The organism is Agromyces sp. Marseille-P2726, from assembly GCF_902809835.1.
GTDB lineage: Bacteria > Actinomycetota > Actinomycetes > Actinomycetales > Microbacteriaceae > Agromyces.
In genome coordinates this window covers 55,963-81,175 of sequence record NZ_CADDWM010000002.1, presented here as the reverse complement: position 1 = coordinate 81,175, position 25,213 = coordinate 55,963, and the positions used below count along the sequence as shown (strand labels likewise).

At 71.0% G+C, this 25,213-nt stretch carries 25 protein-coding genes; 14 read left to right on the top strand and 11 right to left on the bottom strand.

The window, feature by feature from the left end; all coding sequences use genetic code 11:
• Positions 1–78 precede the first annotated feature (78 nt).
• The gene (locus tag HUS56_RS00955; RefSeq protein ID WP_173921543.1) at positions 79–531 is read right to left on the bottom strand and encodes an SRPBCC family protein; all 453 of its coding nucleotides are present in this window, start codon (positions 529–531) and stop codon (positions 79–81) included.
• Positions 528–1,496 (bottom strand): YafY family protein, encoded by a 969-nt coding sequence (locus tag HUS56_RS00950; protein WP_173921542.1) that lies wholly within the window; start codon positions 1,494–1,496, stop codon positions 528–530. Before HUS56_RS00950 ends, HUS56_RS00955 begins: the two co-directional genes overlap by 4 nt.
• A gap of 62 nt (positions 1,497–1,558) precedes the next feature.
• On the opposite strand from HUS56_RS00950, the gene HUS56_RS00945 reads away from it, so the two are divergent.
• Together HUS56_RS00945 and HUS56_RS00940 are read left to right on the top strand one after the other, a co-directional pair.
• The gene (locus HUS56_RS00945) at positions 1,559–2,719 is read left to right on the top strand and encodes an epoxide hydrolase family protein (RefSeq protein WP_173921541.1); all 1,161 of its coding nucleotides are present in this window, start codon (positions 1,559–1,561) and stop codon (positions 2,717–2,719) included.
• A gap of 68 nt (positions 2,720–2,787) precedes the next feature.
• Positions 2,788–3,954, top strand: coding sequence for a hypothetical protein (locus tag HUS56_RS00940; protein WP_173921540.1), 1,167 nt, complete (start codon positions 2,788–2,790; stop codon positions 3,952–3,954).
• Here the strand turns inward: HUS56_RS00940 and HUS56_RS00935 are convergent.
• Positions 3,926–5,380, bottom strand: coding sequence for an MFS transporter (locus HUS56_RS00935; RefSeq protein ID WP_173921539.1), 1,455 nt, complete (start codon positions 5,378–5,380; stop codon positions 3,926–3,928). The genes HUS56_RS00940 and HUS56_RS00935 overlap by 29 nt on opposite strands.
• Positions 5,377–6,765, bottom strand: coding sequence for an NAD(P)-binding protein (locus tag HUS56_RS00930; protein WP_173921538.1), 1,389 nt, complete (start codon positions 6,763–6,765; stop codon positions 5,377–5,379). The genes HUS56_RS00935 and HUS56_RS00930 overlap by 4 nt, the downstream gene beginning before the upstream one ends.
• Positions 6,766–6,886: 121 nt before the next feature.
• Between HUS56_RS00930 and HUS56_RS00925 the strand changes: the two genes are divergently transcribed.
• The 3 genes from HUS56_RS00925 to HUS56_RS00915 all read left to right on the top strand — a co-directional run bounded on the left by HUS56_RS00925 (position 6,887) and on the right by HUS56_RS00915 (position 10,219).
• Positions 6,887–7,822, top strand: coding sequence for a cytochrome b/b6 domain-containing protein (locus HUS56_RS00925; RefSeq protein ID WP_173921537.1), 936 nt, complete (start codon positions 6,887–6,889; stop codon positions 7,820–7,822).
• Positions 7,823–8,015: 193 nt separating this feature from the next.
• Positions 8,016–9,578, top strand: coding sequence for a DUF222 domain-containing protein (locus HUS56_RS00920; protein WP_173921536.1), 1,563 nt, complete (start codon positions 8,016–8,018; stop codon positions 9,576–9,578).
• Positions 9,579–9,625: 47 nt separating this feature from the next.
• Positions 9,626–10,219: a class I SAM-dependent methyltransferase gene (locus HUS56_RS00915; protein ID WP_173921535.1), complete on the top strand. Its 594-nt coding sequence runs from the start codon at positions 9,626–9,628 to the stop codon at positions 10,217–10,219.
• A 21-nt stretch (positions 10,220–10,240) separates the two neighbouring features.
• Here the strand turns inward: HUS56_RS00915 and HUS56_RS00910 are convergent, their stop codons facing one another.
• On the bottom strand, positions 10,241–11,083 hold the full coding sequence (locus HUS56_RS00910; RefSeq protein WP_254431224.1) for an EI24 domain-containing protein: 843 nt from the start codon (positions 11,081–11,083) through the stop codon (positions 10,241–10,243).
• An 80-nt stretch (positions 11,084–11,163) separates the two neighbouring features.
• On the opposite strand from HUS56_RS00910, the gene HUS56_RS00905 reads away from it, so the two are divergent.
• Positions 11,164–12,126, top strand: a complete 963-nt coding sequence (locus HUS56_RS00905; protein WP_173921534.1) for a hypothetical protein — start codon at positions 11,164–11,166, stop codon at positions 12,124–12,126.
• Here the strand turns inward: HUS56_RS00905 and HUS56_RS00900 are convergent.
• Positions 12,092–13,183 (bottom strand): PLP-dependent aspartate aminotransferase family protein, encoded by a 1,092-nt coding sequence (locus tag HUS56_RS00900; protein WP_173921533.1) that lies wholly within the window; start codon positions 13,181–13,183, stop codon positions 12,092–12,094. The genes HUS56_RS00905 and HUS56_RS00900 overlap by 35 nt on opposite strands.
• A 141-nt stretch (positions 13,184–13,324) precedes the next feature.
• Between HUS56_RS00900 and HUS56_RS00895 the strand changes: the two genes are divergently transcribed.
• Entirely contained in the window at positions 13,325–14,515 is a 1,191-nt protein-coding gene (locus HUS56_RS00895) for an adenosylhomocysteinase (protein WP_173921532.1), read from the top strand.
• Positions 14,516–14,535: 20 nt separating this feature from the next.
• Positions 14,536–15,252 (top strand): IclR family transcriptional regulator, encoded by a 717-nt coding sequence (locus HUS56_RS00890; protein ID WP_173921531.1) that lies wholly within the window; start codon positions 14,536–14,538, stop codon positions 15,250–15,252.
• On the opposite strand, the gene HUS56_RS00885 is transcribed toward HUS56_RS00890, so the two are convergent.
• Complete coding sequence (locus HUS56_RS00885; protein WP_173921530.1) at positions 15,242–15,889, bottom strand: uracil-DNA glycosylase; 648 nt, start codon at positions 15,887–15,889, stop codon at positions 15,242–15,244. The two genes, HUS56_RS00890 and HUS56_RS00885, sit on opposite strands and share 11 nt — an antisense overlap.
• A gap of 101 nt (positions 15,890–15,990) precedes the next feature.
• Between HUS56_RS00885 and HUS56_RS00880 the strand changes: the two genes are divergently transcribed.
• From HUS56_RS00880 to HUS56_RS00865, 4 genes are all read left to right on the top strand, one after another.
• On the top strand, positions 15,991–16,551 hold the full coding sequence (locus HUS56_RS00880) for a hypothetical protein (protein ID WP_173921529.1): 561 nt from the start codon (positions 15,991–15,993) through the stop codon (positions 16,549–16,551).
• Between the two features lie 71 nt (positions 16,552–16,622).
• Positions 16,623–16,817: a hypothetical protein gene (locus HUS56_RS00875; protein WP_173921528.1), complete on the top strand. Its 195-nt coding sequence runs from the start codon at positions 16,623–16,625 to the stop codon at positions 16,815–16,817.
• Between the two features lie 189 nt (positions 16,818–17,006).
• Positions 17,007–17,447, top strand: coding sequence for a group 1 truncated hemoglobin (locus HUS56_RS00870; RefSeq protein ID WP_173921527.1), 441 nt, complete (start codon positions 17,007–17,009; stop codon positions 17,445–17,447).
• A gap of 109 nt (positions 17,448–17,556) precedes the next feature.
• Positions 17,557–18,252, top strand: coding sequence for an NAD-dependent deacylase (locus HUS56_RS00865; RefSeq protein ID WP_173921526.1), 696 nt, complete (start codon positions 17,557–17,559; stop codon positions 18,250–18,252).
• A gap of 109 nt (positions 18,253–18,361) precedes the next feature.
• Here the strand turns inward: HUS56_RS00865 and HUS56_RS00860 are convergent, their stop codons facing one another.
• The 3 genes from HUS56_RS00860 to HUS56_RS00850 are packed head-to-tail and all read right to left on the bottom strand — an operon-like array spanning position 18,362 to position 20,840.
• Complete coding sequence (locus tag HUS56_RS00860) at positions 18,362–19,012, bottom strand: cyclase family protein (RefSeq protein ID WP_173921525.1); 651 nt, start codon at positions 19,010–19,012, stop codon at positions 18,362–18,364.
• Complete coding sequence (locus HUS56_RS00855; protein WP_173921524.1) at positions 19,005–20,396, bottom strand: cytosine permease; 1,392 nt, start codon at positions 20,394–20,396, stop codon at positions 19,005–19,007. Before HUS56_RS00855 ends, HUS56_RS00860 begins: the two co-directional genes overlap by 8 nt.
• 21 nt (positions 20,397–20,417) lie before the next feature.
• Complete coding sequence (locus HUS56_RS00850; protein ID WP_173921523.1) at positions 20,418–20,840, bottom strand: nuclear transport factor 2 family protein; 423 nt, start codon at positions 20,838–20,840, stop codon at positions 20,418–20,420.
• Between the two features lie 195 nt (positions 20,841–21,035).
• On the opposite strand from HUS56_RS00850, the gene HUS56_RS00845 reads away from it, so the two are divergent.
• On the top strand, positions 21,036–21,617 hold the full coding sequence (locus HUS56_RS00845) for an XRE family transcriptional regulator (protein WP_173921522.1): 582 nt from the start codon (positions 21,036–21,038) through the stop codon (positions 21,615–21,617).
• Positions 21,618–21,716: 99 nt separating this feature from the next.
• Positions 21,717–22,982: an AI-2E family transporter gene (locus HUS56_RS00840; RefSeq protein WP_173921521.1), complete on the top strand. Its 1,266-nt coding sequence runs from the start codon at positions 21,717–21,719 to the stop codon at positions 22,980–22,982.
• A gap of 50 nt (positions 22,983–23,032) precedes the next feature.
• Here HUS56_RS00840 and nhaA read toward each other — a convergent pair whose 3' ends face one another.
• Complete coding sequence (nhaA, locus tag HUS56_RS00835) at positions 23,033–24,970, bottom strand: Na+/H+ antiporter NhaA (RefSeq protein ID WP_173921520.1); 1,938 nt, start codon at positions 24,968–24,970, stop codon at positions 23,033–23,035.
• Between the last annotated feature and the right edge of the window lie 243 nt (positions 24,971–25,213).

The following is a 25,213-nucleotide window of genomic DNA, read 5'->3' as shown; positions in this document are numbered from 1 at the left end:
GCGAGCGATGCCTCCCACGTTAGGCACGCCCGGTGACGAGCGGAAGAACGAAAGCCGAGCGGATGCCGCGGCGACGCGTCAGCGCTCCGCCGTGGACTTCAGCGACCGCAGCATCCGCTCGCTCTCGCGCGTGTACCTCGTGACGATGAGCGAGCGCAGCAGCGCCAGCCGTCGGGGGATCCCCAGCTCGACTCTGCGGGTGACGCGCGCACCCGTCGCGGTCGGCGCCACCGACATCGACACCGTGCTCCCGATCGTGCCCGCGAACCGCGGCCGCAAGATCATGGGCTGTCGGAACGCGATGACATCGGGACGCGCGAGCGCGATGACGACGCCTCGTCGTGTGCCACGGCGGCTGCGCTCGACGTACGTCGTGCCGACGGCCACGGGTGGGGGAGAGATCTCGCTCGTGCCCTCGTAGTCGCCCGCCGACGGGAGCCAGCGCCCGTAGCCGTGCAGGTCGCTGACGAGGTCGAACACCGCCTCGGGCGACGCCGCGATGTCGACGTGCCGCTCGATGGTCGTGGTCATGCCCCCAGCCTCCCACCGGCGGCCGCCCGCGCATACCGTTCCGACAGGGTCTGCAGCAGCGGGACCAGCTCGGGCGGGGACTCCACCGTGAAATCCATGCCGAGCATGCCGATGTACGCGCCGATCGTGTCGAGCGAGTCGGCGCCCGTCACCAGCACCGACTCCGACTCCGAGACGGCCTCGACGACGCCGACCGCGGGGTTGATGCGAGCGAGCACGGCGTCGGCGGATGCCGCGATCCGCAGGCGCGCGTGCACGTTCCACCCGCTCGCGGCGATCGAGCGCATGGCGAAGGCGGTGTAGTCGCCGCCGGGCAGCGGCGTCGGGGAGAATCGACGGCGCGTCGGCATCCGGGGCTCGATCCAGTCGGCGCGGTAGGTGCCCCACTCGCCCGAGCCGGGATCGCGCCCGACCAGGTACCACCGCCGGTGCCAGCTGAGCAGCCGGTACGGCTCCACGAGCCGCGGCGTTCCGCGATCGACGAAGCGGAACCACTCGACGTCACGGATGGCGGCGGCGATCGCGGCGAGCACCGCCGGGTCGACCTCCGGGTCGGGGGCATCCGTTCCGGTGTTCTCGGGCGCGCGCTCGACGACCGACCCGATCGCCGTGACCACGGGCCGCAGCCGCGACGGCAGCACCTGCTCGAGCTTGGCGAGGGCACGGGCGCTCGACTCCTCCACGCCGGCGACGCCCGTGGCCTCGCGCAGGCCGATCGCGACGGCGACCGCCTCGTCATCGTCGAGCAGCAGGGGCGGCAGTTTGCCGCCCGAGCCGAGCCGGTAGCCGCCCGCGGAACCCCGGGTGGCGTCGACGGGGTAGTCGAGCTCGCGCAGCCGCTCGAGGTCGTTGCGGATCGTGCGCGTCGAGACGCCGAGCCGCTCGGCGAGTTGCGTGCCCGTCCAGTCGCGTCGCGACTGGAGCAGGGAGAGCAGGGCGAGCATCCTCGCGGCCGTATCCGACATGCCTCGATCTTCTCGTTCTTTTAGGAAGTGAACGTGCCTGATTCGACCGTAGCGTCGAAGGCATGACGAACACCACGAGCACCACCGCGACGACCGACATCCGCCCCTTCCGCGTCGAGATCGACCAGGCCGACCTCGACGACCTCATGGACCGCCTCTCCCGCACGCGCCTGCCGCAGCCGGCTCCCGTCGACGACTGGGACTTCGGAACCCCGAACGCCTACCTCCGCGACGCCGTCGAGCAGTGGCGCACCAGCTACGACTGGCGCGCCGAGGAGGCGCGCATCAACGCGTTCCCGCACTTCACGACCGAGATCGACGGCCAGCCGATCCACTTCATCCACGTGCGCTCGCCGCACGAGGGCGCGACACCGCTGCTGCTCGCGCACACCTACCCCGGGTCATCCGTCGACTATCTCGACCTCATCGAGCAGCTCGTCGACCCGGTCGCATACGGTGGCCGCGCCGAGGACGCCTTCGACGTCGTGGTGCCGGATGCCCCGGGGTTCGGCTTCTCGAACCCCGTGACCGAGGCGGGGTGGACGACCGCGCGAGTCGCCCGCGCGTACGACGCGCTCATGCGCCGCCTCGGGTACACCGAGTACGGCATCCACGGATCCGACAATGGCGCGCTGGTCGCCCGCGAGCTCGGACTGCTGAACCCCGACGGCTTCCTCGGCCTGCACGTGCTGCAGCTCTTCTCGTTCCCGTCGGGCGACCCGGCCGAGTTCGAACAACTCGAGCCGCAGGACTACGCCGGTCTCGAGCACATGCAGTGGTTCCAGTCGGTGGGCGGGTACAACACCATGAACGCGAGCCGGCCGCAGACCGTCGCCGTCGGCCTCAGCGACTCACCGGTGGGGCTGCTCGCCTACAGCGAGCTGTTCAACTCCTTCGGCAACGGCACCTCGCTGGTGCCGCTCGAGAAGATCCTCACCGAGGTCAGCGTGAACTGGTTCGCGAACGCCGCCGCCGGCATGAGCCGGGTCTACCTCGAGGACGCCCGCCGCCAGGCTGAGCCGCAGGTCAACGCAGCCCCGACCGGCGTCGCCGTCTTCAAGGACGACTTCCAGACGATCAGGGTCTTCGCCGAGCGCGACAACTCGAACATCGTGCACTGGAGCCGCTTCGACCACGGCGGCCACTTCGCCGCCCTCGAGGTGCCCGACGACGTCGTGCGCGACATCCGGGCGTTCTTCGCGACGGTGCGCCCCGCTGGTTGACGAGCCACCACCGCGGGATCGGCACCCGAGCGTTGCCGATCCCGAGGTCGGCTCGCATACTGGCACACGTGACCGCCCAGCCCGCCGCCGCTCCGACACGCCGGAGGCGGTCGTATGCCTGGGCGGTGCTGGCCCTCGTCGTCCTGGCCGCGATCACGGTCGCCGTGGCCGCGGTGCAGGTGTTCGATGCCGCGAACGCGCGGTACGACGAGGCGGTCGCCCGGCACGCCTCGGCATCGGCTGCGGCATCCGAGGCCGTCGCCGATCTCGAAGGGGCGGCAGCGGATGCCGCGGAGCCGCTGCCGATCGGGCAGGCGATCGTTGCGGCGGCGGCCGACGGGTACGCGGATGCCGCGCTGAAGGAATCCCTCGCGGCATCCGTCACCGAGCTCACGTCGGCTGTGGAGGACCGGGCCTCCGACGTGGACCGTGCGCCTGCCGAGCGCGTCGGCCCGAGGCCGACGTGGTTCGCCGACCTCGATCGCGAGGCGGAACGGCTGGACCGTGACTCGCGGCGGCTCGAGTCGGCTGCCGAGTCCGCGGCGGCCCGCGCGAGTGAGCTGCAGGAGGCGAGCGAGCGGGTGGTCGCCGAGGGTTCGGCGCTCGTGGAGTCGGTCGCGGCGTCCGCGCCATCCGTCGACGCGGCCACGGTGTCGGCGAGCAACGGCGACCGACTCGCCCTGAGAGCCGCCATCGGCGAGGTGACGGCGATCGCCGCGCAGGCCCCGTGGAGCCTCGCCGCAGCCGCCGAGATCCAGGAGTATGTCGTCGCAGCGAGCGCCGCACAGGCTTCGCACGCCGCAGAGGAGGCCGAGAACGCGGGCCCGCTCGCCGAGCAGCGCGCCGCCGCCGAGGCGTTCGCACACTCGCTCGCGGGCGGGGTGCTCATCGAGATCGACTGGGCCCCGATCGTGAACGGCTTCGGGTCGGGCGGTTCGTACGGCGGCTGGGCGACCTGGGAGCCCGGCGGCGGAGTGGCCACGATCCAGCTCTCGGATTCGGTCGCGGAGCTGTGGCCCTCGGATGGCGTGCAGTCGCTCATCGCCCACGAGGTGGGGCACGCGATGATCGCGAAGTGCCCGTGGGGCGTTCCCGAGCCGGCGACCCGCGAGGCCAACGAGGCGTGGGCCACCGCATGGGCGATCGGCATGGGGTTCCACGCCGATGGGAACGGCGAGAGTCTCTACGGACGCCCCTCGGATGCGCTCATCGAGCAGACGCTGGCGTGTCGCTGATCGGCGGCCCCGGATCGCCCGGCGGCACGTCGGCGGTCGAGCGAGGTCGCCAGAGTGCGACCACCGTCACGACGATGATCGCGAGCGCCACGGTGACGAGCGCCAGCAGCATCCAGTCGCTCGGGCCGGTGCCCGAAGCGAACGCGACGCCGACGACGACCGTGGAGCCGATGCAGCCGAGCGATCGCGCCGTCTGGAACAAGCCGGCGGCCTCGCCGACCTGGTCGGCCGGCGCGGCGACGTAGAGCGATTGGGTGAGTGAGATGAGCACGAGCACGTAGGGCACGCCGATCGCCGCGGTCACGAGGAGCACGAGCCACGGTGCGGTCGATACCCCGAGCAGGAGCAGCGCCGTCGTCGCCACGGCGAGCGCGGTCGTGCCGACGATGACGGCCGTGCGCAGGCCGCGCTTGTCGATGAGGCGCTCCGCGAACGGCGCCAGCACCGCGTTGAAGGCGGCGAGCGGCACGAGGAGCACGCCGACCAGGTCGGTGCTGTACCCGGCGTGATCCTCGAGGTATTGGGGAATGCCGAACAGCGCGCTGTAGAAGACGAGGGTCGCGAGGATGAACGAGACGTAGACGCGCACGAGCGGCGCGTTCGCGGCGAGCAGCCGCAGGTCGATGAACGGCACCTTGCAGCGCAGCTCCCGCCACGCGAACAGGGCTCCGGATGCCGCGGCGACGGCGATGAGCAGCCAGTTCGGGTCGGATGTGAGGTCGAGCAGGAACATGAGCAGGGCGACGACCGTCACGCTGAACGCGAGAATGCCCGGGATGTCGGATTCGGCGAGGGTCTTGCGCAGCGGCGTCCTCGGCCGCGGTTCGTCTCGGGGGGCGAGGATGAGCGTGCTCACGATGGCGACGAGCGCGAGCGGGACGTTGATCCAGAAGATGGCCTGCCATCCTGCGAGCACGAGGAGCACGCCGCCGACCACCGGTCCGATCGCGGCCGTGCTCGTGTCGACCAGCTGGATGCGCCCGATCATCTTCGGCGCGCTGCCCCCCGACACAGCGGCGATCGATCGGAGCATCGCCGCGGCCGACGGAAAGGTCGTCGCCGTGCCGATCGCGAGGAGCACTCGCGCAGCGGCCACCCATTCGATCGTCGGCGAGAACGGGCCGAGTGCGCCCGCGACGATGACGAGCACCGTGCCGGCGATGAACACGCGGCGCGGGCCGTACTGATCGGCGAGCCGGCCCATCAACGGCTGCAGCACCGCCGACGCGAGGTAGAAGAGCGAGATGACCCACGTGACCGTTGCGACGTCGACCGAGAACTCCCGGCGCAGTGTGCTCAGCGCCACGGCGACCATGCCCGAGTTCAGGGCGCTCAGTGCGGTGCCGGTGCAGAGCGCGGCGATCGTCCACGCCGAGTGTCGGGTGGCCCCGGAGGGTCTGGTCGCCCGATTCGCTTCGCGGGTCATGTCGGCTCGATGCCGCTCAGCTCGGCGAGCCTCGCCAGGCCCGGCCGCGTGTGGGTCTGCACCCGATCGAGCGTGTCGTCGAGTCGGGCGGAACGAGGAGCTCCTGGCGCGATGCGGGCGGGATTGAGTGCGACCGTCGACGCCCAGGCGGCGATGTCGGCTTCGGATCCGAACTCCCTCGCGTTCCGGGCCCCCACCACGGTCATGCGCGCCCAGGCGGCCATCGAGTCGGGATAGGGAGACGGCCGGCACAGCCGGTTCTTCTCGTCGTCGTCGTCGCGGGTCGCCTCGACGTAACCGATGAGCGCCGCCCCGAAGCACGGGAACCCCGCCCGGATGGGCTGCAGCGTGATCGCCTCGGGCGCCCAGACGGGAATGAGCGGCCGGTAGATGAGGCCCTCACCCGCGCAGTGCACGACGAGCGCGTCATCAGCGATGGTGACGGCGCCGTCGGCGAGCTCGATGCGTCCGCGTTCGACCCGCGCGATGTGCCCGAGCCGGACGACCTGCTCGATGGTGCGCAGCAGATCGAGTTCCCAGGCGGCCAGGGTGGGCGTCTTGGCCATCATGGGTGTCACCGCGCGGTCGATCCGGAGCATGATGCCGGCGTCCTCGAGGCGCAGGAAGAGGTCCTCCAGCGATGCGGATGCCTCGGCCGCCTGCATCGTGTCGGCGACCATGCCGAGGAAGACCTCGGGTACCGGCTGGATCACCGCGCGATTCAACATCCACGGCTCTCGAGGCCGCACCCAGCAGATCGCGTCGGGCTCGACGCCGCCCGTCAGGAGCCAGACGCAGGCGTCGGTCGCCGTCTTGCCCGACCCGACGATCACGTACTGGCTCGGAGCATGCTCCACGTGCGCCAGCTCGTTGACGGGAACGACGCTGGCGTCGTCGGCGACGCCGAACGGCGGCGGCTTCTCGGCCGGAACCCGGGGGGCGAGGTAGTGCGCGTCGACGATGCGGCATCCGTCGGTGACGGTGAACCGCTCGCCCGACACGCGGGAGACGAAGGTGCGGTCGCCGACGTACTCGCTGCCCGGGTAGAACTCGACCCGGTCGGATTCGAGCAACCGGTCGGACAGCACATCCTCGTAGTAGGCGCAGATCTCGGCCTTCGTCGCGCGTTCCTGCAGGCCGGCCTCGGGGCCGCGGTGCTGCACGCGACCGCCGCCGAGCAGGGTCGAGGCAACGCCGTAGAGGGCCGACGCCTGATGCAGCCGAACGAACGGATACGCCTCGAGCCAGTGTCCGCCGACGCCGTGGCGACGGTCGATGAGGGCGATTCGCACGTCGTCGGCGTGCTCGATCAGGGCGTCGGTGAACGCCATTCCCATCGCACCGGCACCCACGACGAGGTAGTCCGCGTCGACCACGTGGGTCACGAGTCCACTCAAGCACTCCGGCGGTCGGGTCGTCTACGGATCCGTCGCCATGCGCTGCGACGCCGGCTCGCGGCATCCGTGAGCTTCGTGCTCCCAGCCGGCGCCGCTATCGTCGAGAGTCGTGACCACGACGAAGCCCCATCGCGCCACCGAGTGGTGGAAGGCACGGCGCAGGCGAGTGCTGTGGTGGGCGGTCATCTCGGTCGTCGTGCTCGCCGTCGTGGTGCTCGTCGCCCGGTGGCTGCGCGGCCTGCCGGCGGTCGAGCAGTTCATCGAGACGTACCCGGGCGTGGTGCCGCCACCCGACGGGACGCCCGTCGGCATTCCCGCCTGGCTGGGGTGGCAGCACTTCCTGAACGCGTTCTTCCTGCTGCTGCTCGTGAAGACGGGCTTCGAGCTGCGATCGAAGCGACGGCCGCCGGGATTCTGGACCCGCGACAACACGCGCTGGCCGCGCACCAGGCGCGCCCCGAGGCGACTCGGGATCTATCTGTGGCTCCACCTCTGGGTCGAGGCGCTGTGGGTGCTCGTCGGCGTCAGCTACGTCGTGCTGCTCTTCGCGACGGGGCAGTGGCTGCGGATCGTGCCGGTCGACTGGGCCGTCATACCGAACGCGCTGTCGGCCGCGCTGCAGTACGCGTCGCTCGAGTGGCCCACCGAGGACTCCTGGGTCGTCTACAACTCGCTGCAGCAGCTCGCGTACTTCGCCGTGGTGTTCATCGCGTCGCCGCTCGCGATCGTCTCGGGGCTTCGTCTCTCGTCGGTGTGGCCGCTCGAGGGACCGCTCGTGCGAGGCTTCCCCGAGCGGCTCGCGCGGGCCGTGCACTACCCGGTGATGCTGTTCTTCCTGGTGTTCACGTTCGTGCACGTGGTGCTCGTGTTCACGACGGGCGCGCTGCGCAAGCTGAACCAGATGTACGCGGGCCGCGATGTCGACGACTGGGTGGGGTTCGCGGTGTTCGCGGCATCCGTCGTCGTCATGGTAGCGGCCTGGGTGCTCGCGAAGCCGCCGCTGCTGAAGCGCATCGCTGCGAAGTCGGGCCGCGTGCAGGGCTGACGACGGCGGCCTGGGCCGGGCGTGGGGATGCCGCTGGGGCGGCGTCGCCCGCGCGGTTCGGTCATTCCTGCCTGCGCTGCCCGCGTGCCCTTCCAGACCCCGACTCGTCCGCCCCATCCGAGCTTCCGGCGGCCGCACCCGGAGATCATCGAGGATATGTTCGAGTGCGGGTGGTGCGCGCGAGGATGGGGGCATGCCGGAACCGCTCCCTGACATCACCGGATTGACCGGGGTGTTGCGCGGGTTCGGGGTGTCGCCGGCCCTGTTCCGGGCGGCGGATGACGCCGCGCTGGTGGCGGCGCTCGAGGCGATTTCGGAGTTGCGGCACGAGGCCGAGCGGGTGCGGGCGCTGGCCGCAGCCGAGGTGGCGCGCCGGTCCCGCGTGGCGTTCGGGCAGCAGGGGTTGGCCCGGCGGGCCGGACACGTCTCGGCGGGCGCGATGTTGCAGCAGATCACCCGCGCCACGAAGCGTGACACCGCCGCCCTGCTCGCGGTGGGCGAGCTGGTCGCCGAGACCGGGGCGGCGGCGGAGTTCGACCGGCGGCGCGTCGCCGCCCCCGGCGCCGCAGCCGTGCTGCCCGATGTCGCCCCGCCGTGGTACGCCGCACTCTCCGCGGCTGTCGTCGTCGGGGAGTTGACGGTGGCGGTGGCCGACGCGATCCGGTCGGGCCTGGGCGAGCCCGGCGGTGACGCCGACGAGGAGTCGTTGGCCGCCGAACTTGACCGGCTGATCACCGCCTGCCGTGACGGCCGGGCGCATGCCGACGCGGCCCGGCTCGCGGCCCGGCGGGCCCGTGACCGTATCGACGCCGCCGGGGTGGCCGCCCGCGCCCACGCTCAGCTGGAGCGACGGTACTGGCGGGTCTGGCTGAAACCCGACGGCATGGTCCGCGGCGAGTTCGAACTCGACCCCGAAGCCGGCATGCTGGTCAAAGCGGTCTTCGACCAGCTGACTCATCCGAGACAGGTCGAACCGCGGCTGCGGCGCGGGTTCGGCGACCCCGTGCATGGGGATACCGCATACGCCGACGCCAAGGCGATCAGGGAGCGCAACGCCGCCGACGGGCTGGTGCAGTTGCTGCACGCGGGCGCCACCGTCGACCCCGGCCAGGTCGTGAACCTGACGAAGCCGGCGGTGCGGATCGTGGTCAACGCGCACACCCTCGGCACGGGGCACGGCACCGGGATGCTCGAGGGCCACCCCGGCCGGATCCCGCTCGCCGCCGTACACACCGGGCTGTGCCAGGGCTATCTGCCGATCCGGTTCGACCACGACGGCGCCGTGCTCGACCTGGGCCGCGAGGAGCGACTGTTCACGCCGATGCAGAAGGCGGTACTCGCGGTCCGCGACGGCGGCTGCATGGATCCCGACTGCACTCGCCCGCCGTCATGGTGCGAAGCCCACCACACCGACCACTGGCAGCGCGACCAAGGCCGCACCGACCTCGCCGACGGGATCCTGCTGTGCCGACGAGACCACCTCCGCTACCACAATGAAGGCTGGGAAGTGCGCCGCGAGGGCACCACCTACTGGCTCATCCCACCTCGCAACGTCGACCCCGACCGAACCCCGAGGCTGATGCGACCGAAGACCCCGGCAGACCTCATCAACCCCATCGACCCGGCACGACTGCCGGCCCCACGTGTAGCGGCGGCGACAACACGAGAACGAGAACCAGCAGCCGAACGAGAACGGGAACGGGAACGGGAACACGAGGGTGGGCAAGGGCCCGGATCCGACCGGAACGCCGCATGACCGCGCAACGAGTGACGCGCGCGGGCTGGCGCGGTAGCGTGCCGTGGGTGACCACCTCGACCACTCCGCTCATCGAAGAAGCGGAACTCGACGACCTCGAACGGGAGTTCGTCGGGCGCGTGCGCGGCCGAGTGCTCGAGATCGGCGCTGGTGATGGCGAGAACTTCGGGGCGTTCGATCCGGGAGTCGAGTGGGTGGGACTCGAGCCCGACGGAAAGCGACTGTCCGAACTCGCGACCCGGGCGCGGGAATGGCGGCACACGGCGGCTCCTCTCGAGGCCCGAGCCGAGTCGATCCCGTTGCCCGACGCGTCCGTCGACGCGGTCGTCGGCACGTACGTGCTCTGCTCCGTCAGCGACCAGGCGACCGCCCTCGCCGAGATCCGGCGCGTGCTGGTGCCCGGCGGACGCGTGGTGTTCGTCGACCACGTCGTCGCGCCGCCGCGCACCCTGAAACGCGTGATCCAGCGAGTGGCGACACCGTTCACGGCTCGCTTCCATCACGGATGCCACTGGGATCGCGACACCGAGCGAGCCCTCGTCGAGGCGGGGTTCACCGGCGGCGACGTGCGGCGACTCCGGGTGCGCTCGATGCCGTTCGGTCCGGTGCCCATGCTGCTGTTCGACGGCACGGCGTCCTGAACCCGGTCGGCGACGAGCCCGTCAGGTGCCGGGCGGCGGTTGCCCGCTGGCGGGCGGCGGCCCTGCGGTGGGCGGCCCTGCGGTGGGCGGCCCTGCGGTGGGCGGCCCTGCGGTGAGCGGTTGCTGCTGCCTCGCGGCCGCATCGAGCACCGAGCGCGCCAACAGCGTCGACCCCGCGACCGCGGCCGGCATCGTGATGATCGCGCCGAGCGGAACCATGAAGCACAGCTGCGTCGCGATGCCGAAGCCCAGCAGCTTCGCTCGATGGCCGCGAAGCAGGCGTCGTCGCACGCCCGAGCGGATGCCGCGAGCCTCGAACGCCCGCGAGCTCAGCTCGGTCGCGAGCAGCCGCCCCGAGAGGATCACGCCGAGCGTCGGCGCGAGCACCCCGCCGACGACCGGGATGAATCCGCTCAGCACGACGCCGATCGCCGTCACGAGGCCAAGCGCGATGAGCACGATGGAGTCGCGAACCGAGCGCCAGAATCCGCCGCCCTCGTCGGGCACCGTTCCGCCGAGCTCGACCTCCACCGCCCGCCAGATGCGCTCGTAGAAGGGATCGCCGACGGCGAGCGTGAGCGCCGTGAAGGTCACGGCGGCCAGCACGATGGCGGCGGCGAAGATGATCGCGCCGATCGCGGCACGCACGAGGTCGGGCCACGGATCCGTCCAGTCGTCGGCGAAGGGCGTGAGCCAGTCGGTGAGGAACGGCATGTTGAAGCCGAGCGCGACCAGGGCCGCGCCCACCACGATCGCGACGATCGCTGCTGGAACCAGTCCGAGCGCCATCGCTTCGGGCCGCCGGGCCCAGAACCCGAAACCGCGGAAGAGCATCCCGACCCCGGTGAAGAAGCGACCGATCATCCTCGCCAGCTTAGAGGTCGGTCGCCTGCGCGGCGGCTCGACGCCTCCGCACTGACGTACCCCTGTGGTTGGCTGAGTCGATGACCCCGGAATCCACACTCGATACCTCTGCCGCGCCATCCGTCGCGGCCGAAGACGCCACGTCGAACGCGAAGGATCTGAGCCGGTGGCTCTTCCTCGTCATCGGCGTGGCGTCGGCCCTCTTCGGCCTGCTGCCCTGGCTCATCACCGGCCTGCGCCTCCCGTTGCAGAACCTGTGGGCCGTCGAGACCCTGCCCGACGACATGCCGTTGGCGCTGCTGCCGTTCAGCCAGTACCACCTGACGATCATCGCCGCCCTCATCGTCATCGGATCGGCCACCGCCGGTCTCGTCGCGCGCGCCCTGCGCGACCGGACCCCGAGGGGCGGACTCGCGCTCTTGGTGCTCGGTGTGGGAGTCGTGCACCTCGTGGCCGTCACGCAGACCGCGATGGTCGTCGCCGGCGGCCTCCGCGACGACCCGATGTCGGAGCTCTACCTGACGGGCGTCACCGCGGTCGCCGTCACCGCGGTCGCCCTCGGTCTCGGCGTGCTCGGGCTGATCGCGCGGGCGCCCAGGGCCGGCGCCGTCATCGGGTTCACCGTCGCGGCGCTGCTCTCGAGCGGATGGCTGCACGCCCTCCTTTCCCCGCAGGGTCCGGCGTTCGCCGGCGAACCGCCGTGGTTGTTCGGCGCGGTGCGCTGGGTGGCGCCCGTGCTCATCGGCGCGGCGATCGCCTGGGCCGGAGTGAACACCATCGGACGGATCATCGCCGCGGTTGCGAGCCTGGCGATGCTCTGGATCGCTCCAGCCCTGATCACCGGTGCGACCAGCGCCATCGGCAGCCGGGTGCTGGCTCGGCACCTCGACGAGATGCTCCACTACGGCATCGGGGTGTTCCGCATGGCACTGCTCGAACCGTCGCTGGTCGTGCCGCCGCTCGCGGTCGCGGTCGTCGTGGCGGCGGGCGGGCTCGTTCTGCGTGCACTCAGGCGGGATCGAGTGCGTCGAGCACAGACGTGAGGTCGCGGTGCAGGTCGTCGACGTGCTCGAGGCCGACCGACAGGCGGACGAGGCCCTCGGGGATCGTCGACTGCTCGGCGGGCCACCGCCGACGTCGTTCGAGCGTCGACTCCACGCCGCCGAGGCTCGTGGCATGCACCCAGAGCTTCGTGCGCTCCGCCAGCGCCTCGGCCGGCTCGGCTCCGCCGCGCACGACGATGGAGATGATCGCGCCGAATCCGGGGTAGCGCACCTCCTCGAGGGCGCGGTGTCCGGTGAGTCGGCGCACGAGCTCCTGTGCGTTCGACTGGGCGCGCTCGACGCGCACGGGCAGCGTGCGCAGGCCGCGCAGCGCGAGGAACGTCTCGAGCGGCGCCGGGATCGCGCCGTACATCGAGCGGTGCCCGACGAAGGCCGCTGCAAGGTCGTCGGATGCCGCGACCGCCGCCCCCATGAGCACGTCGCTGTGGCCCGAGATGTACTTCGTCGCGGAGTGCACGACCACGTCGGCGCCGTGCTCGAGCGGACGCTGCAGCACCGGCGTCGCGAACGTGTTGTCGACCGCGACGAGGGCACCGTGCTCATGAGCCGCGGCCGCGATCGCCGCGATATCGGCGACCTCGAGCGCCGGATTGGTGGGGGACTCGATCCACAACATCGCGGCCCCGGCTGCGGCATCCGTCACGGCATCCGTGTCGGAGATGTCGACGAACACGGCCTGGATGCGCCTCTTCGCGGCGAGCTCCTCGAGCAGGCCGACGGTGCCCGTGTACGAGTGGCGCGGTGCGACCACCGTGGCACCGGGCTCGACCAGGTCGAGCACCGCCGTGATCGCGGCCATGCCCGAGGCGAAGGCGACGCAACGCCCGCCCTCGAGCGCGCCCAATGCATCCTCGAAGGCCGCCCAGTTGGGATTGCCATAGCGGCCGTACCGCAGGTCGCCGTTCGCGACATAGGTCGACGTGAGGTGGACGGGCACGTTCATCGGCGCATCCGGGAGGTGCGGCGGCCGGCCGGCGATGATCGCCAGCGTGTCGGGATGGAGCGTCGGGCCGCCGGCGGGGTTCGCGTCATGCACGTGGAGGTCTCCGATCGGGTCAGGCAACGCGGATGCGGCATCCGCTCTGCGCCCGGTCAGCGTACTCGCTTGCGCCCGGCGTCGCCTGCCGAAGGAGTATCATCTACGAAAAGTCATATTCACCCACGAAAGCCGTCGAACATGTCAGCGCTCACCTCGTCCACGCTCGCCGACCAGGGCGCCGCCCGCATCCGCTGGATCCGATCGCGGATGCCGCTGCTCGCCGCGGCTCGGGCGGAGTTCGCCGAGCGACGACCGTTCGCCGGCCGCAGCGTCGGCATGTCGCTGCACCTCGAGCCGAAGACCGCCGTGCTGCTCGAGGTCCTCGCGGCCGGCGGCGCCGAGATCGTCGCGACCGGCAATCACGGCTCCACGCAGGACGACATCGTCGCCCACTTGCGAGCCACCGGCATGACGGTGTTCGGCCGACGTGACGACACGCTGGCCGAGCACGAGGCGAACGTCGCGGCGGTCGTGGCCGCGCGCCCCGGAATCCTGCTCGACAACGGCGCCGACCTCGGGGCCGGCGTGGGCGCGGCAGGCACGGCCGGCACCGTGATCGGCGGCACCGAGGAGACGACCAGCGGCGGCATCCGCCTGCGCACCGAGCTCGCAGGCCGTGTGCCGTTCCCGACCATCGTCATCAACGACAGCCCGCTGAAGGCGATCGGCGAGAACCGGCACGGCGTGGGCCAGTCGGTCGTCGAGAGCGTCATGCGCATCACGAACCTGATGATCCCCGGCCGCCGATTCGTGGTCGCCGGCTACGGGTGGTGCGGGCGCGGCATCGCCCAGTACCTGCGTGCATTCGGCGGGCGGGTCGCGGTCGCCGAGATCGACGAGCTCAAGGCGTTCGAGGCCGCCCTCGACGGCTATCGCGTCGGCGAGCTCGCCGACCTCGCCGAATGGGGCGAGTTCTTCATCACCGCGACGGGGCAACCCGGCATCATCACCGACGAGATCGTCGACCGGATGCCGAGTGGGGCCGTGCTCGCCAACGCCGGCCACTTCCCGTGGGAGATCGACACGGCCGCGCTCACTGGCCGTGCGACCGCCGTCACCGAGCTCGACACCGCGATCGAGCGCATCGAGCTGCCCGACGGACGCGAGATCGTCCTGCTCGCGGGCGGCCGCATGGTGAACCTCGCCGGACGCGAGCCCAAGGGCAACTCGATCGAGGCGATGGACCTCGGATTCCTCCTGCAGGCGCTGTCGCTCGAGCGGGTCGCCACCGCCGCCGATTCCCTCGTGCCGGGCGCCCAGCCGGTGCCCGATGACCTCGAACGCGAGATCGCCCGACGTTTCGTGCGGGCACTCGGCGCCGACCGCTGACGGGAGCCCAGAGGCATCCGATGGCTCCCCGCACCCCTGACTACTCGGCCCCCGCGCTCGACAAGGCGCTCGACATCCTGGAACTGCTCGCCGACCAGGCCGCCGGGCTCAGCCAGACCGAGATCGCTGACGCGGTCGGGCGCAACGTGAGCCAGATCTACCGGGTGCTCGCCACGCTCGACCGGCGGGGCTACCTCACGCGCGACGAGCACTCCGGCCGCTACGTGCTCTCGATGGCCCTGTTCGACCTCGCCCACCCGCACCCGCCGGTGCGCGGACTCGTCCAGCTCGCGGCGGGCCCCATGCGCGCGCTCGCCGACCGGATTCGGCAGTCCTGCAACCTCAGCGTCGACGACGCGGGCAGCGTGCGCGTCATCGCCCAGGCCGAGTCGCCGGCCGACTTCGGCTACCACGTCCGGGTGGGTGCGCTGTTCCCGATCGACACGACCGCGACCGGTGCGGTGCTCACGGCGGGCCGAACGGATGCCGCGGCGCCCGCGCCGTCCGAGGCCCGCGCGCTGCGCGCCGGATACCTCACCCGTCCCGACCGACTGCAGGCCGGCGTCACCGATGTGGTCGTGGCGATCGCGGGACCGTCGGGTGAGACCATCGCCGCGCTGACCGTGCCCTACGTCGCGACCTCGTACAGCACCGTCGACCTCGACGAGGTCGTGTCCGCCGCGCGTGCGACCGCGGCCGACATCTCCGAACGGCTCGGGAGCCTGCCTAGGCGATGACGCCTCGGTCGAGGAGGTCGCGCAGGCCCGACGTGAACTTCTCGCGACCGCCGTGCGCCGGGTGGCGGACGTGCGGGACCGACAACCCTTCCCGCGCGAGCGTCGCGCGCGACACGTTGCCCACGGCGACGACGGAGGTGATCGGGAACACGTCCATCAGCTCGCGCCACGCCCACGCCCACGCCGCGGTCTCGGTCACCGAGGGCGTGCGATTCGACCGCGGATCGCCCGGGCGGTGCGGGTGCAGGGGGTACGCGCTCCAGAGCACCGGGAGGAAGTCGAGCTCGACGAGGGCGTTCCACATGACGGTCGCGGTCGGCTCCGCGGCGATGCCGGCGGCATCCGGGATCTCGTAGCCGTGCCCCGTGCCGAACAGGTCGAAGTGCGGGATGCCGCGGCGCAGGAGCACGGCGTTGGTGAACGGGACGCCCGTGATCGCCATCCCGCGGTACCCGGGGGCTTCGCCCACGAGCAGGGTCGTCGGGCGCCGGGCGGCCAGCTGCTCGAAGTAGCGCGCGAGGTTCCGCCGACGGATGGCGTTCCCGGGCCGGCCTCGGTCGAAGAAGTTCGCGCTGTTCGGGCCGGCCGGGCTCACCGTGAGCCGCTCGATGAATGCAGCGATCGCGTCGTTGGACATCACGAGAGCGTACCCGTGCGCGCCGCGTCGTCAGAAGGCGCGGTCCGACGCACTGTGGCGCATCCGCGGCCGTGGGCATCGTCGCCCCTACGATGAGCCGCATGCGCAACGACGTGCGGCGGCGGATCCTTCCGGGGGCTGCCGCGATCCTCATGACCCTCGCCGCCCTGACCGCCTGCAGCGTTGTCGGCGCCGGCGACGCCAGCTCCTCCGTAGCCCCCGAGACGTCGCCACCACCAGCCACGGCTTCGGCGTCGCCCTCGGAGCCGGCCGAATCCGACGGCGCCCTCCCGAACGCGCTCCCAGCCGAACCGGGCGACTGCCCGCTCGACCGCTCCGCGCCCGGCGTGGTGACCTTCGTCGTGACCGCGGACGACGATTCGACGCCGATCGACCTCACGTACTCGGTGTTCCGCCCCGATGCGGACCCCGAGATCCGCAGCACGACGTCCGTCGGCCCCGCGGTCGCGCTCCTCCAGACCAACTGCGGCAACCAGGCGGCATCCGCACCTTGGACCTTCGTGGCCACCAGCGCCACCGGAGGGAGCCTCGCGTGTGCGGTGTTCTACGGGGGCAAGCTCGTCAAGTCGGCCAGTGACTACGCCGAGGGAGACGTCGCGCGCGGAACCGCGGTGGACTGCACCTCCCACCCCGGAATGTAGGCGGGCCGATCGCGCCCGCGCGGCGTCACCGATTCTTCGAAGCTCCCATGAACCTCGACTAGCCTCGAAGCATGAGTCGCACCGTCTGGACCATCCTCGGCGTCATCGCCGCCGTGCTCATCGCGTGGTTCATCGTCGACCTGCTCTTCAGCCTGCTGTGGTTCATCGCCAAGCTCGCGATCGTCGCCGTCGTGGCGGTCGTGGTGTTCTTCGTACTTCGCTCGCTGGTCGCTCGCCGCGATGATCGGCGGTCGATCGAGCGCTGAGCGCCGAAGACCGTCAGCACGAGCATTCCGAGCACGAGGTCGGTCGAACCGGCGCCAGGCGACGCCGTCTCGGCCGACGCGGGCCAAACGTCCATGAGGTTGTAAGCCACGGTTGCCGGCTGGCACTCATCGATTAACCGACATCGCTCGACGAGGCCAGCGATCGCGGGACCGAACAGAGGAGCAACCATGTCCGAACCCACGCTCTACGACCGGCTCGGTGGCGTCTTCGCCATCGCCGCGGTCGTCGACCACTTCAGCGACGCCGTCGTCCAGAACCCGATCGTCGGTCAGCAGTCGCAGAATCCGGCCCTGCGGGAGTGGCACACCCAGAATCTGGGCAGGCTTCCGGGCCTGAAGTTCATGCGCACCCTCTGGGTGTGCAACGTGGCCGGCGGGCCGTTCCAGTACACGCCCACCGTGCCCGGCAGCACCACCCTCGGGCTCGAGGAGGCGCATCGCAACCTGCGCATCTCTCCCGAGGAGTTCGACGAGGTGGCGGCCGAGCTCGGCCGCACCCTCGATGTCGTCGGCGTGCCACAGCGGGAGAAGGACGAGGTGCTCGCCGCCTTCGCCGCCCACAAGGCTGAGGTCACCGCCGGATCCGTCGCTCCCGTGCCGGCGGGCTGACCTCGCTGCGTGAGCCGCGATCGAAACGCAGGAGAATCCGCATCACGAGGCCCCTCAGCCGCCCATACCCCGGATTCTCATTCGTTTTCGACGCTGATTCAATGGAGGGATGCGCATCGTCGTGCTGACCGGCGCCGGGATCTCGGCGGAGAGCGGAGTACCCACGTTCCGCGACGCGGGCGGGCTCTGGGAGGGGCATCGCGTCGAGGATGTCGCGACACCCGAGGCGTTCGAGCGTGACCCCGACACCGTGCACAGGTTCTACGACGCGCGTCGACAGGCGTCCGTGCTCGCCGAGCCGAACGCGGCGCACGGCGCGCTCGCCCGCCTCGAGCAGGAGCTCGGCGACGACCTCCTCGTCGTCACGCAGAACGTCGACGACCTGCACGAGCGAGCCGGTAGCCGCCGCGTCGTGCACATGCACGGCGACCTCCTGACCGCGCTCTGCAACGCGTGCGGGGCACGTACGCCCATCACGGTCGACCTCATCGAGCGTCCTCCGTGCCCCGAGTGCGGTGAGCGGATGCTGCGACCCGACGTGGTGTGGTTCGGTGAGATGCCGTACGAGCTCGACGCGATCGACGAGGCGTTGGTCGCCTGCGACGTCTTCGCCGCGATCGGCACCTCGGGCGCGGTCTATCCGGCCGCCGGCTACGTCATGACGGCGGCCGCCGCGGGCGCCAGCACGATCGAGCTCAACCTCGCCGCGAGCGAGATCACGCCGCTGTTCGACGAGGTGCGGCACGGCCCGGCGACCGTCGTGGTGCCGGCCTGGGTCGACGAGGTGCTCGCCGAGCGCGGCTGATCCGCGAGCTCGACCGCCGACTGCAGGAACGTCCGTGAACACGCCGTGTGACGGTGCGGGTGCCCGGTCACGTGCCGAGAATCCTCCGGTCGCGGGAGGGCACCCGACGTCAGTCGTCGAACGCGACGGCCCGCACGGGCGCGCCGTCGACGCCGAGCCGCAGGGGGAAGATCCCGACCCGCACGCGCGACGGCAGCCCCTCGAGCCCGGTGAGGTTCTCGACGATGAGGCCGTCGGCCCCGAGCACCACTTCGTGCACCGGGAAATCCGTCGTGCCCGCGGCATCCGTGGGGTCGGGGCTCAACGTGTCGACCCCGAGCACTCGCATGCCCCTCGCCATGAGCGTCCGCGCGGCATCGGGATGGAGCGCCGGATGCCGCAGCGCCCGCTCCGACCCGAAGAAGCGCCACCACCCGGTGTCGACGACGACGATGGGCGGGACGCGCTCGGGCAGGTCGGAAGCTGGGCCGGCCGCCGCCGCCAGCTCGGGCAGCCCGTACGTCGCACGATCGCCGAGCCCGTCGACGTGCAGCACGAGCGCCTCGCCGACGAGCTCGTCGAGCGCGACCTCCGCCATCGTGCGCCCGCCGGCCACGGTGTGGGCCGGGGCGTCGACGTGCGTGCCCGTGTGCGACCCGAGGTCGAGCCTCGTGACCGCCGCGCCGTCGCGCTCGAGCTCGAGGGCTGGCGCGAGGTGCACGCCGGGGTCGCCCGGGTACACCTGCATGCCGCTCTCGATGGGATGACTCAGGTCACGCATGCGGCGCCGGCTCCGCCGCGGCATCCGCGAGGTGTCGGCTCTCGACCTTGGGCTGCTTCGAGCGCTCGCGCAGCGACAGGAGCAGGTAGAGCACGAACGTGACCGCGAACGACGGGATGGTCGCGCCGATCGGCGTCGGGAACGCGTACGTCCAGACGTAGGCGCCGACGGCGCCCACCGCCCACGCCGCGATCGCCGCCCAGTTGACGCCGGCGGTGTACCAGTAGCGTCCCTGCTTCGGCTGCAGGATGTCGGTGGTGTACGCGCTGCGCTTCACGATGTAGTAGTCGGCGATCATGATCGCGAACACCGGGGCGAACAGTGCGCCGATCGTCACCAGGAACGCGGTGAACTGGTCGAGCAGCCCGAAGAAGGTCGAGCCGATGATGGAGATGATGCCGACGATGATCGCCGTCGGCAGGAACTTCAGCTTCTTGCGGCCCGGGAGCGCGTTGACGACGGTGGTGACCATGCCGTAGACCACCATCGTGTTCGTGGCCATCACCGACAGGAAGATCACGATCGCGAGGGGTGCTCCGAACGGCTCCACGATGGTCACCGGGTCGAACGGGATCGCCTCGTCGCCCGAGAGCACCACGTACCCGATCGCTGTCGCACCGAGCACCATCGCGAGGGTCGTCGAGAGCGAGTAGCCGACGCCCGAACCGATCATGCCCGCCCGGTTCGACTTCGCGAAGCGGTTGAAGTCGGCCGACAGCACCGTCCACGAGATGGCGGTGGCGATCACGACGTCGAGCACGAGGATCGGCGTGTACCCGATCGAGGCGTCGGCCGGGATCGCGAGGTACTCGGCGGGCGCGAACGTCGTGAACGCGGTCACGAAGATGTACGCCATGATCGCCAGCATCAGCACGGCGAGCCACGGCTCGACCTTCGCGATGCCCTCGTGCCCGAAGATGGCCAGGATCACGACGATCGTCTGGCAGATGATGGCGAACATCACGGGGCTCGAGAACCCGGTGACGGATGCCACGAGGAAGTCGAGCGCGATGCCGGCGAGCATCGCCTGCACCCAACTCCATCCCATGAGGATGATGACGTTCGCGGTGACCGGCAGGAGGCTGCCGCGGGTGCCGAAGGGGCCGCGGGTGAGCGCCATGGTGGGCAGGCCGGTGCGGGTGCCGATGTTGCCCACCGTGATGAGCACGGCGGCGCCGACGAGCGTGCCGAGGATGATGAGCAGCACGACCAGGCCGTAGTCGACGCCCGGCACGAAGAGCGTGCCGGTGAGCAGCGTCGTGACCACGAGGTTCGCGGCCAGCCAGATCATGAGGATGCGGGGCAGCGAGAAGCTGCCGCGCACCGGACCGGCGTCGTCGGAGTTTCGTTCGAGGTGCTGTTCGAGACGGGTGTAGAGCGACATTGCTGGACTCCTCGGGTCGGGTCAGGCCGCGGCTGGGTCGCCGGCGGCGGGCAGGGGGGAGAGGTGCTCGTGCACGGCGACGAGGCCCGTGGCATCCGCTCGGAACACGATGGTCTCGCGCTCGCGGTAGGCGTCGCCGCCGTCAGCGGTCTCGACGGAGGTGTCGACGGTGTGCGTGAAGACGGCGCCGCCCGGGAACGCCTGCACGTGCCGGTCGGTCGAGGTGCACGACACGACGCGCCAGCCGCCCTCGAGCCACTCGGCCCAGAGCCGTTCGTACGCGGCCCGGTCGTCGAGGCGCGCCGGCTCGGTGTGGAACACGAACGTGGCGTCGGGGGAGAAGGCGGCGAAGTAGCGGTCGCCGTCGGTGGCGGCGAAGGCATCGACGATGGCGGATGCCGCGGCCTCGACCTGTTCGCGGGTGGGGGTCGTCGGTTCGGGCATCTCGTGGGCTCCTTCGCCGGGTGAGGTGGGTCTCGATACGCGTCGCCTCGCGGCGCTACTCGAGCGCCGGAAGCAGCGGGAGGGCGATGGTGGGGTCGCCGCCGGGTTGCATATCGGACAACATCCAGTACTGTTGGGGAAACCTGCGGCCAGAGTATGCCCGGCCCGCCATCGACGTCAAGGGAGGAGGGCCGCATGCGCCCGATTCACCCCACCGCTGACCCGAACGCCACGCCGATCGGCGCGAAACTGCGCAATGCTCGCATCGCCCAGGGGCTCACCCTCGCGCAGGTGGCGATGTCGAGCGGGCTGAGCAAGGGCTTCCTCAGCCGGGTCGAGCGCGACGAGGCGTCGCCCAGCGTCGCCACGCTCGTGCAGCTGTGCCAGGTGCTCTCGCTGCCCGTCGGCGCCTTGTTCGCCGAGCCCGAGATCCAGCGGGTCACCCGGGCCGACGCGCCTCACATCAACCTCGGCGGCGTCGGTGCGACCGAGCTGCTCATGTCGCCGCGCGGCGAGGAACGGGTGCAGCTCCTGCGCTCATCGCTCGAGCCCCGAGCGCACGGCGGTCACGAGCTGTACACCGTGAACTGCGACGTCGAGGTGCTACACGTGTTCTCGGGTTCGGTCACCGTGCGCTTCGCCGACCGATCGGTGCGGGTCGAGGCGGGCGACGCGCTCACGTTCCCGGGTCGCGAGCCGCACACCTGGCACGCCGACGATGCGCCGGCCGAGGTGTGCTGGGTGCTCGCGCCCGCTCCGTGGAGCGGCTCGGCGTAGCATCCGTCGTCCGCGAGGTGACTCCGAGTCCCTCTACCATGTGCGGCGCACCGGGTGAAGGCCTGCGGGCCCCACAGGGCGCAGACGTACAGTCGACGCATGGTCTTCCGACGCGCACGCCGCAACGTCGACACCCGGGCCGCGCCCGGAGTGCGTGCGGCCGTGCCCGGAGCGCGCGCCCCCGCGCCCCCCGAGGCGGCCGCCACCGCCCGACGCGCCGCCGGCGATCCGATCTGGCACGACCGACTCGGTCGCTGGTCGATCCGGAGCCTGCAGGTCATGCTCGTCGCCGCACTGGGCGCCATCGCCGTGTGGGCGCTGGTGCAGGTCAAGCTCCTCGTCATCCCCGTGCTCATCGCGCTCATCGTCGCCGCGGCGGCGAGTCCGCTCATCGGCTGGCTCCGCCGGTTCATGCCGCCGATCCTCGCGGCCTGGGTGACCCTGCTCGGCGGCATCATCGTGCTCGGCGGCATCGTCACCGCGATCGTGTTCGCGGTTCGCAACCAGTGGGGACCGCTCGTGCAGTCGGCGTCCGAAGGGTTCGACGACCTGCTGGCCTGGGTCGAGACACTGCCATTCTCGATCGACCGGATCCAGGTCGAGCAGGCTCGCGACTCGGTCGTCGACTTCCTGACGAGCGCGGAGTTCGGACGGGGCGCCCTCGCCGGCGTGTCGGCCGCGGCCGAGGTGATCACCGGCGCGCTGCTGATGCTCGTCGTGCTGTTCTTCTTCCTGAAGGACGGCGACCGGATCTGGGCGTTCTTCATGCGCCCGTACACCGGTGCGCGCCTCGAGCGCGGTCGGCGCATCGGAGTCACGAGCGTCAAGGTGCTCGGCGGCTACGTGCGGGGCACGGCGATCATCGCGCTCGTCGACGCCGTCGCGATCGGCATCGGCCTGCTGATCCTCCAGGTGCCCCTCGCGCTGCCGCTGGCGGTCATCGTGTTCCTCGGCGCGTTCATCCCCCTCGTGGGCGCCACGGTCGCCGGCGTCCTCGCGGCGCTGGTCGCGCTCGTCGCGAACGGTCCGATCGTCGCGCTCATCGTGGTGGCGATCGTGATCGCGGTCAACCAGCTCGAGGGCGACCTCCTCCAGCCGGTCGTCATGGCGCAGTCGCTGAAGCTGCATCCGCTCGTCATCCTCATCGCCCTCACGGCCGGCACCATCATCGGCGGGATCATCGGAGCCGTGCTCGCGGTGCCGCTCACGGCCGTGGGCTGGGCGATCATCAAGGTCTGGGATGCGCCCGATCCATCGATCGACGAACGCAAGCCGTTCCGGTTCAGGCGTCGTCGAGTGGGGGATGCCACGACCGACGGGCCTGCGCTCCCGGCCGACTCGGCCGGCGGCACGCCCGTCGCCTGACCCGTCGACCCCGCTCGGTTACGGTTGGCCGTGGACCCGACCCACGTCGACTACGTGGATCGGCCGTCGACCTCCTCGGGACTGCCCGGCACGGTGCCGTCCATCGACCTGGACTGCGTGAGCCCGTCGTTCGGCCGCGTGCCCACGTCAGCCAGCCGCTGCCGCTCCAGCTCGAGCGCGCGGATGAGCGTGACCGAGTCCCATGGGCCCTTGTGGCGTCGCTCGCCGACGAAGAACGTCGGCGTGGAGTGCAGGTCCATGAGCTCGGCGTCGAGCACGTCGTCTTCGACGCGACGGATGACGCTCGGTGAGCGCAGGTCTGCGGCGAACCGGTCCATGTCGAGGCCGAGATCGCGCGCGTAGGCGAAGAGGTCGTCGGTCGCGAGCCGGTCCTGGTTCGCGAACATGGCGAGGGCGAGGTCGAGGAACCGACCCTGCAGCCCGGCCGCCTCGGCGGCCTGCGCGGCCTCCCTCGCGTGCGGGTGCATCATCTCGAGCGGCAGGTGGCGGAACACCCAGCGCACGTCGTCCCCGAAGTGCTCGATCACGAGGTCGATCGAGCCGGTCGCCCGACTGCAGAAGGGACACTCGAAGTCCCCATACTCGACGATCGTGAGCGGTGCGTCGGGGCGCCCGCGGAAGTGGTCGCGTTCCACGTCGACCGGGCGCACCAGCTTCGCGCCGATCAGCTCAGGTGGCCGAACCCGGTCGGCGACGGCGAAGACGGCCCATCCGAGCAGGAATGCGATGACGGATGCCGCGAGCACACCGACGCGGGCGAGGTCCTGCGCCGCTTCATCGGCGATCGCGAGCTCGATGATGAACAGCGAGATGGTGAACCCGATGCCCGACAGCGCAGCGCCGCCCGCGATGCGCGGCATCCCGAGACCGGGCGCGAGCCGCCCCAGGCCGAATCGCTGGACGAGCGCCGTCGCCCCCGCGATGCCGATGAACTTGCCGACCACGAGCCCGGCGATGACACCCCACGTGAGCGGCGAGACCGCGGCCTGGGCGAGCGTGGTCGGATCGAGCCGAACCCCCGCGTTCGCGAGCGCGAAGAGTGGCAGCACAGCGAAGGAGATGTAGGGCGTCCACTCGGTCTGGAGCCGTTCGTTGATCGAGATGGAGTTGCGGAGGCTTCGCGTCGCCTCCCGTGCGTAGACCGAGTTCGGCGACTCCCGGAAGGCGCGAGCCAGCTCGGCCACCCGTTCGACGTCCATGCGCCTCGGGGAGTACACCGGGATGAGCAGGGCCACCGCGACGCCCGCGAGCGTCGGGTGCACCCCTGCCGCGAAGAGCGCCAGCCAGAGCCCGAAGCCGAGGAGCGCGTAGGCGGGACCCCGTCCTGCGGGAAGGAATCGGACGAGCGCCAGGGCGACGAGCAGCACGCCGACGAGCAGGAGCGGCACGAGCTCGATCCCGTTGTTGTAGAACACGGCGATCGCCGCGAGCGCGCCGACATCGTCGACTACGGCCAGCGTCAACAGGAACGTGCGAAGGCGCGCCGGGTACTTCGGTCCGATGATGGCGAGCGCGCCGAGGAGGAAGGCCGTGTCGGTCGAGATCACGACGCCCCAGGCGTGCGCCTCGCCGGAGCCGAGATTGAACATCACGAAGATCACGGCCGGCACCACGAGACCGGCCACGGCCGCGATCACCGGGACGGCGGCCCGGGAGCGGTCGGTGAGGTCGCCGATGGTGAACTCGCGCTTGACCTCGAGCCCGACGAGGAAGAAGAAGAACGCCATGAGCCCGTCGTTGACGAGCGCATGCAGCGTGAGGTGCGCGTCGAGTTCGCCGATCGAGAGCTGCACCTCGGTGTCCCAGAACGCGTCGTACGTCGCGCCCCACGGCGAGTTGGCCCAAACGATCGCGATGACCGTGAACAACAGGAGCAGGAACGCGGCCTTGCGGTCGCCCGCGGCGAGCTTCCTGGCGTGACGGCGCGCAGCCGCCGGCCCTTCCGTCGTGACCTGGGCCGAGGTCATCCGCTCAGCGCGGCGCCTTGACCATCGACCAGGCCGCGGCGACGCCCAGAACGGCGACGACGGCGGCGATCACGCCGAGGATCGACCAGAGCACGAATTCAGGGGACATTGCCAAACCTCCGAAAGTCTTGGGCTCCATTCTGTCCTGCGAGTGCACCGTTCTCCAGTTCACCCGATTCGGATCGGGAACCTCCCCCGGTTCGGATCGCGAACGGCCGGCGAGTCAAGCGGTTGACGGAGGTC

Excerpts from the sequence above, each read along its gene's own strand:
- HUS56_RS00955 (WP_173921543.1), bottom strand. The coding sequence starts at position 531 with ATGACCACGACCATCGAGCGGCACGTCGACATCGCGGCGTCGCCCGAG.
- HUS56_RS00950 (WP_173921542.1), bottom strand. The coding sequence starts at position 1,496 with ATGTCGGATACGGCCGCGAGGATGCTCGCCCTGCTCTCCCTGCTCCAG.
- HUS56_RS00945 (WP_173921541.1), top strand. The coding sequence starts at position 1,559 with ATGACGAACACCACGAGCACCACCGCGACGACCGACATCCGCCCCTTC.
- HUS56_RS00935 (WP_173921539.1), bottom strand. The coding sequence starts at position 5,380 with ATGACCCGCGAAGCGAATCGGGCGACCAGACCCTCCGGGGCCACCCGA.
- HUS56_RS00920 (WP_173921536.1), top strand. The coding sequence starts at position 8,016 with ATGCCGGAACCGCTCCCTGACATCACCGGATTGACCGGGGTGTTGCGC.
- HUS56_RS00910 (WP_254431224.1), bottom strand. The coding sequence starts at position 11,083 with ATGATCGGTCGCTTCTTCACCGGGGTCGGGATGCTCTTCCGCGGTTTC.
- HUS56_RS00905 (WP_173921534.1), top strand. The coding sequence starts at position 11,164 with ATGACCCCGGAATCCACACTCGATACCTCTGCCGCGCCATCCGTCGCG.
- HUS56_RS00895 (WP_173921532.1), top strand. The coding sequence starts at position 13,325 with ATGTCAGCGCTCACCTCGTCCACGCTCGCCGACCAGGGCGCCGCCCGC.
- HUS56_RS00890 (WP_173921531.1), top strand. The coding sequence starts at position 14,536 with ATGGCTCCCCGCACCCCTGACTACTCGGCCCCCGCGCTCGACAAGGCG.
- HUS56_RS00885 (WP_173921530.1), bottom strand. The coding sequence starts at position 15,889 with ATGTCCAACGACGCGATCGCTGCATTCATCGAGCGGCTCACGGTGAGC.
- HUS56_RS00880 (WP_173921529.1), top strand. The coding sequence starts at position 15,991 with ATGCGCAACGACGTGCGGCGGCGGATCCTTCCGGGGGCTGCCGCGATC.
- HUS56_RS00875 (WP_173921528.1), top strand. The coding sequence starts at position 16,623 with ATGAGTCGCACCGTCTGGACCATCCTCGGCGTCATCGCCGCCGTGCTC.
- HUS56_RS00870 (WP_173921527.1), top strand. The coding sequence starts at position 17,007 with ATGTCCGAACCCACGCTCTACGACCGGCTCGGTGGCGTCTTCGCCATC.
- HUS56_RS00865 (WP_173921526.1), top strand. The coding sequence starts at position 17,557 with ATGCGCATCGTCGTGCTGACCGGCGCCGGGATCTCGGCGGAGAGCGGA.
- HUS56_RS00860 (WP_173921525.1), bottom strand. The coding sequence starts at position 19,012 with ATGCGTGACCTGAGTCATCCCATCGAGAGCGGCATGCAGGTGTACCCG.
- HUS56_RS00855 (WP_173921524.1), bottom strand. The coding sequence starts at position 20,396 with ATGTCGCTCTACACCCGTCTCGAACAGCACCTCGAACGAAACTCCGAC.
- HUS56_RS00850 (WP_173921523.1), bottom strand. The coding sequence starts at position 20,840 with ATGCCCGAACCGACGACCCCCACCCGCGAACAGGTCGAGGCCGCGGCA.
- HUS56_RS00845 (WP_173921522.1), top strand. The coding sequence starts at position 21,036 with ATGCGCCCGATTCACCCCACCGCTGACCCGAACGCCACGCCGATCGGC.
- HUS56_RS00840 (WP_173921521.1), top strand. The coding sequence starts at position 21,717 with ATGGTCTTCCGACGCGCACGCCGCAACGTCGACACCCGGGCCGCGCCC.
- nhaA (WP_173921520.1), bottom strand. The coding sequence starts at position 24,970 with ATGACCTCGGCCCAGGTCACGACGGAAGGGCCGGCGGCTGCGCGCCGT.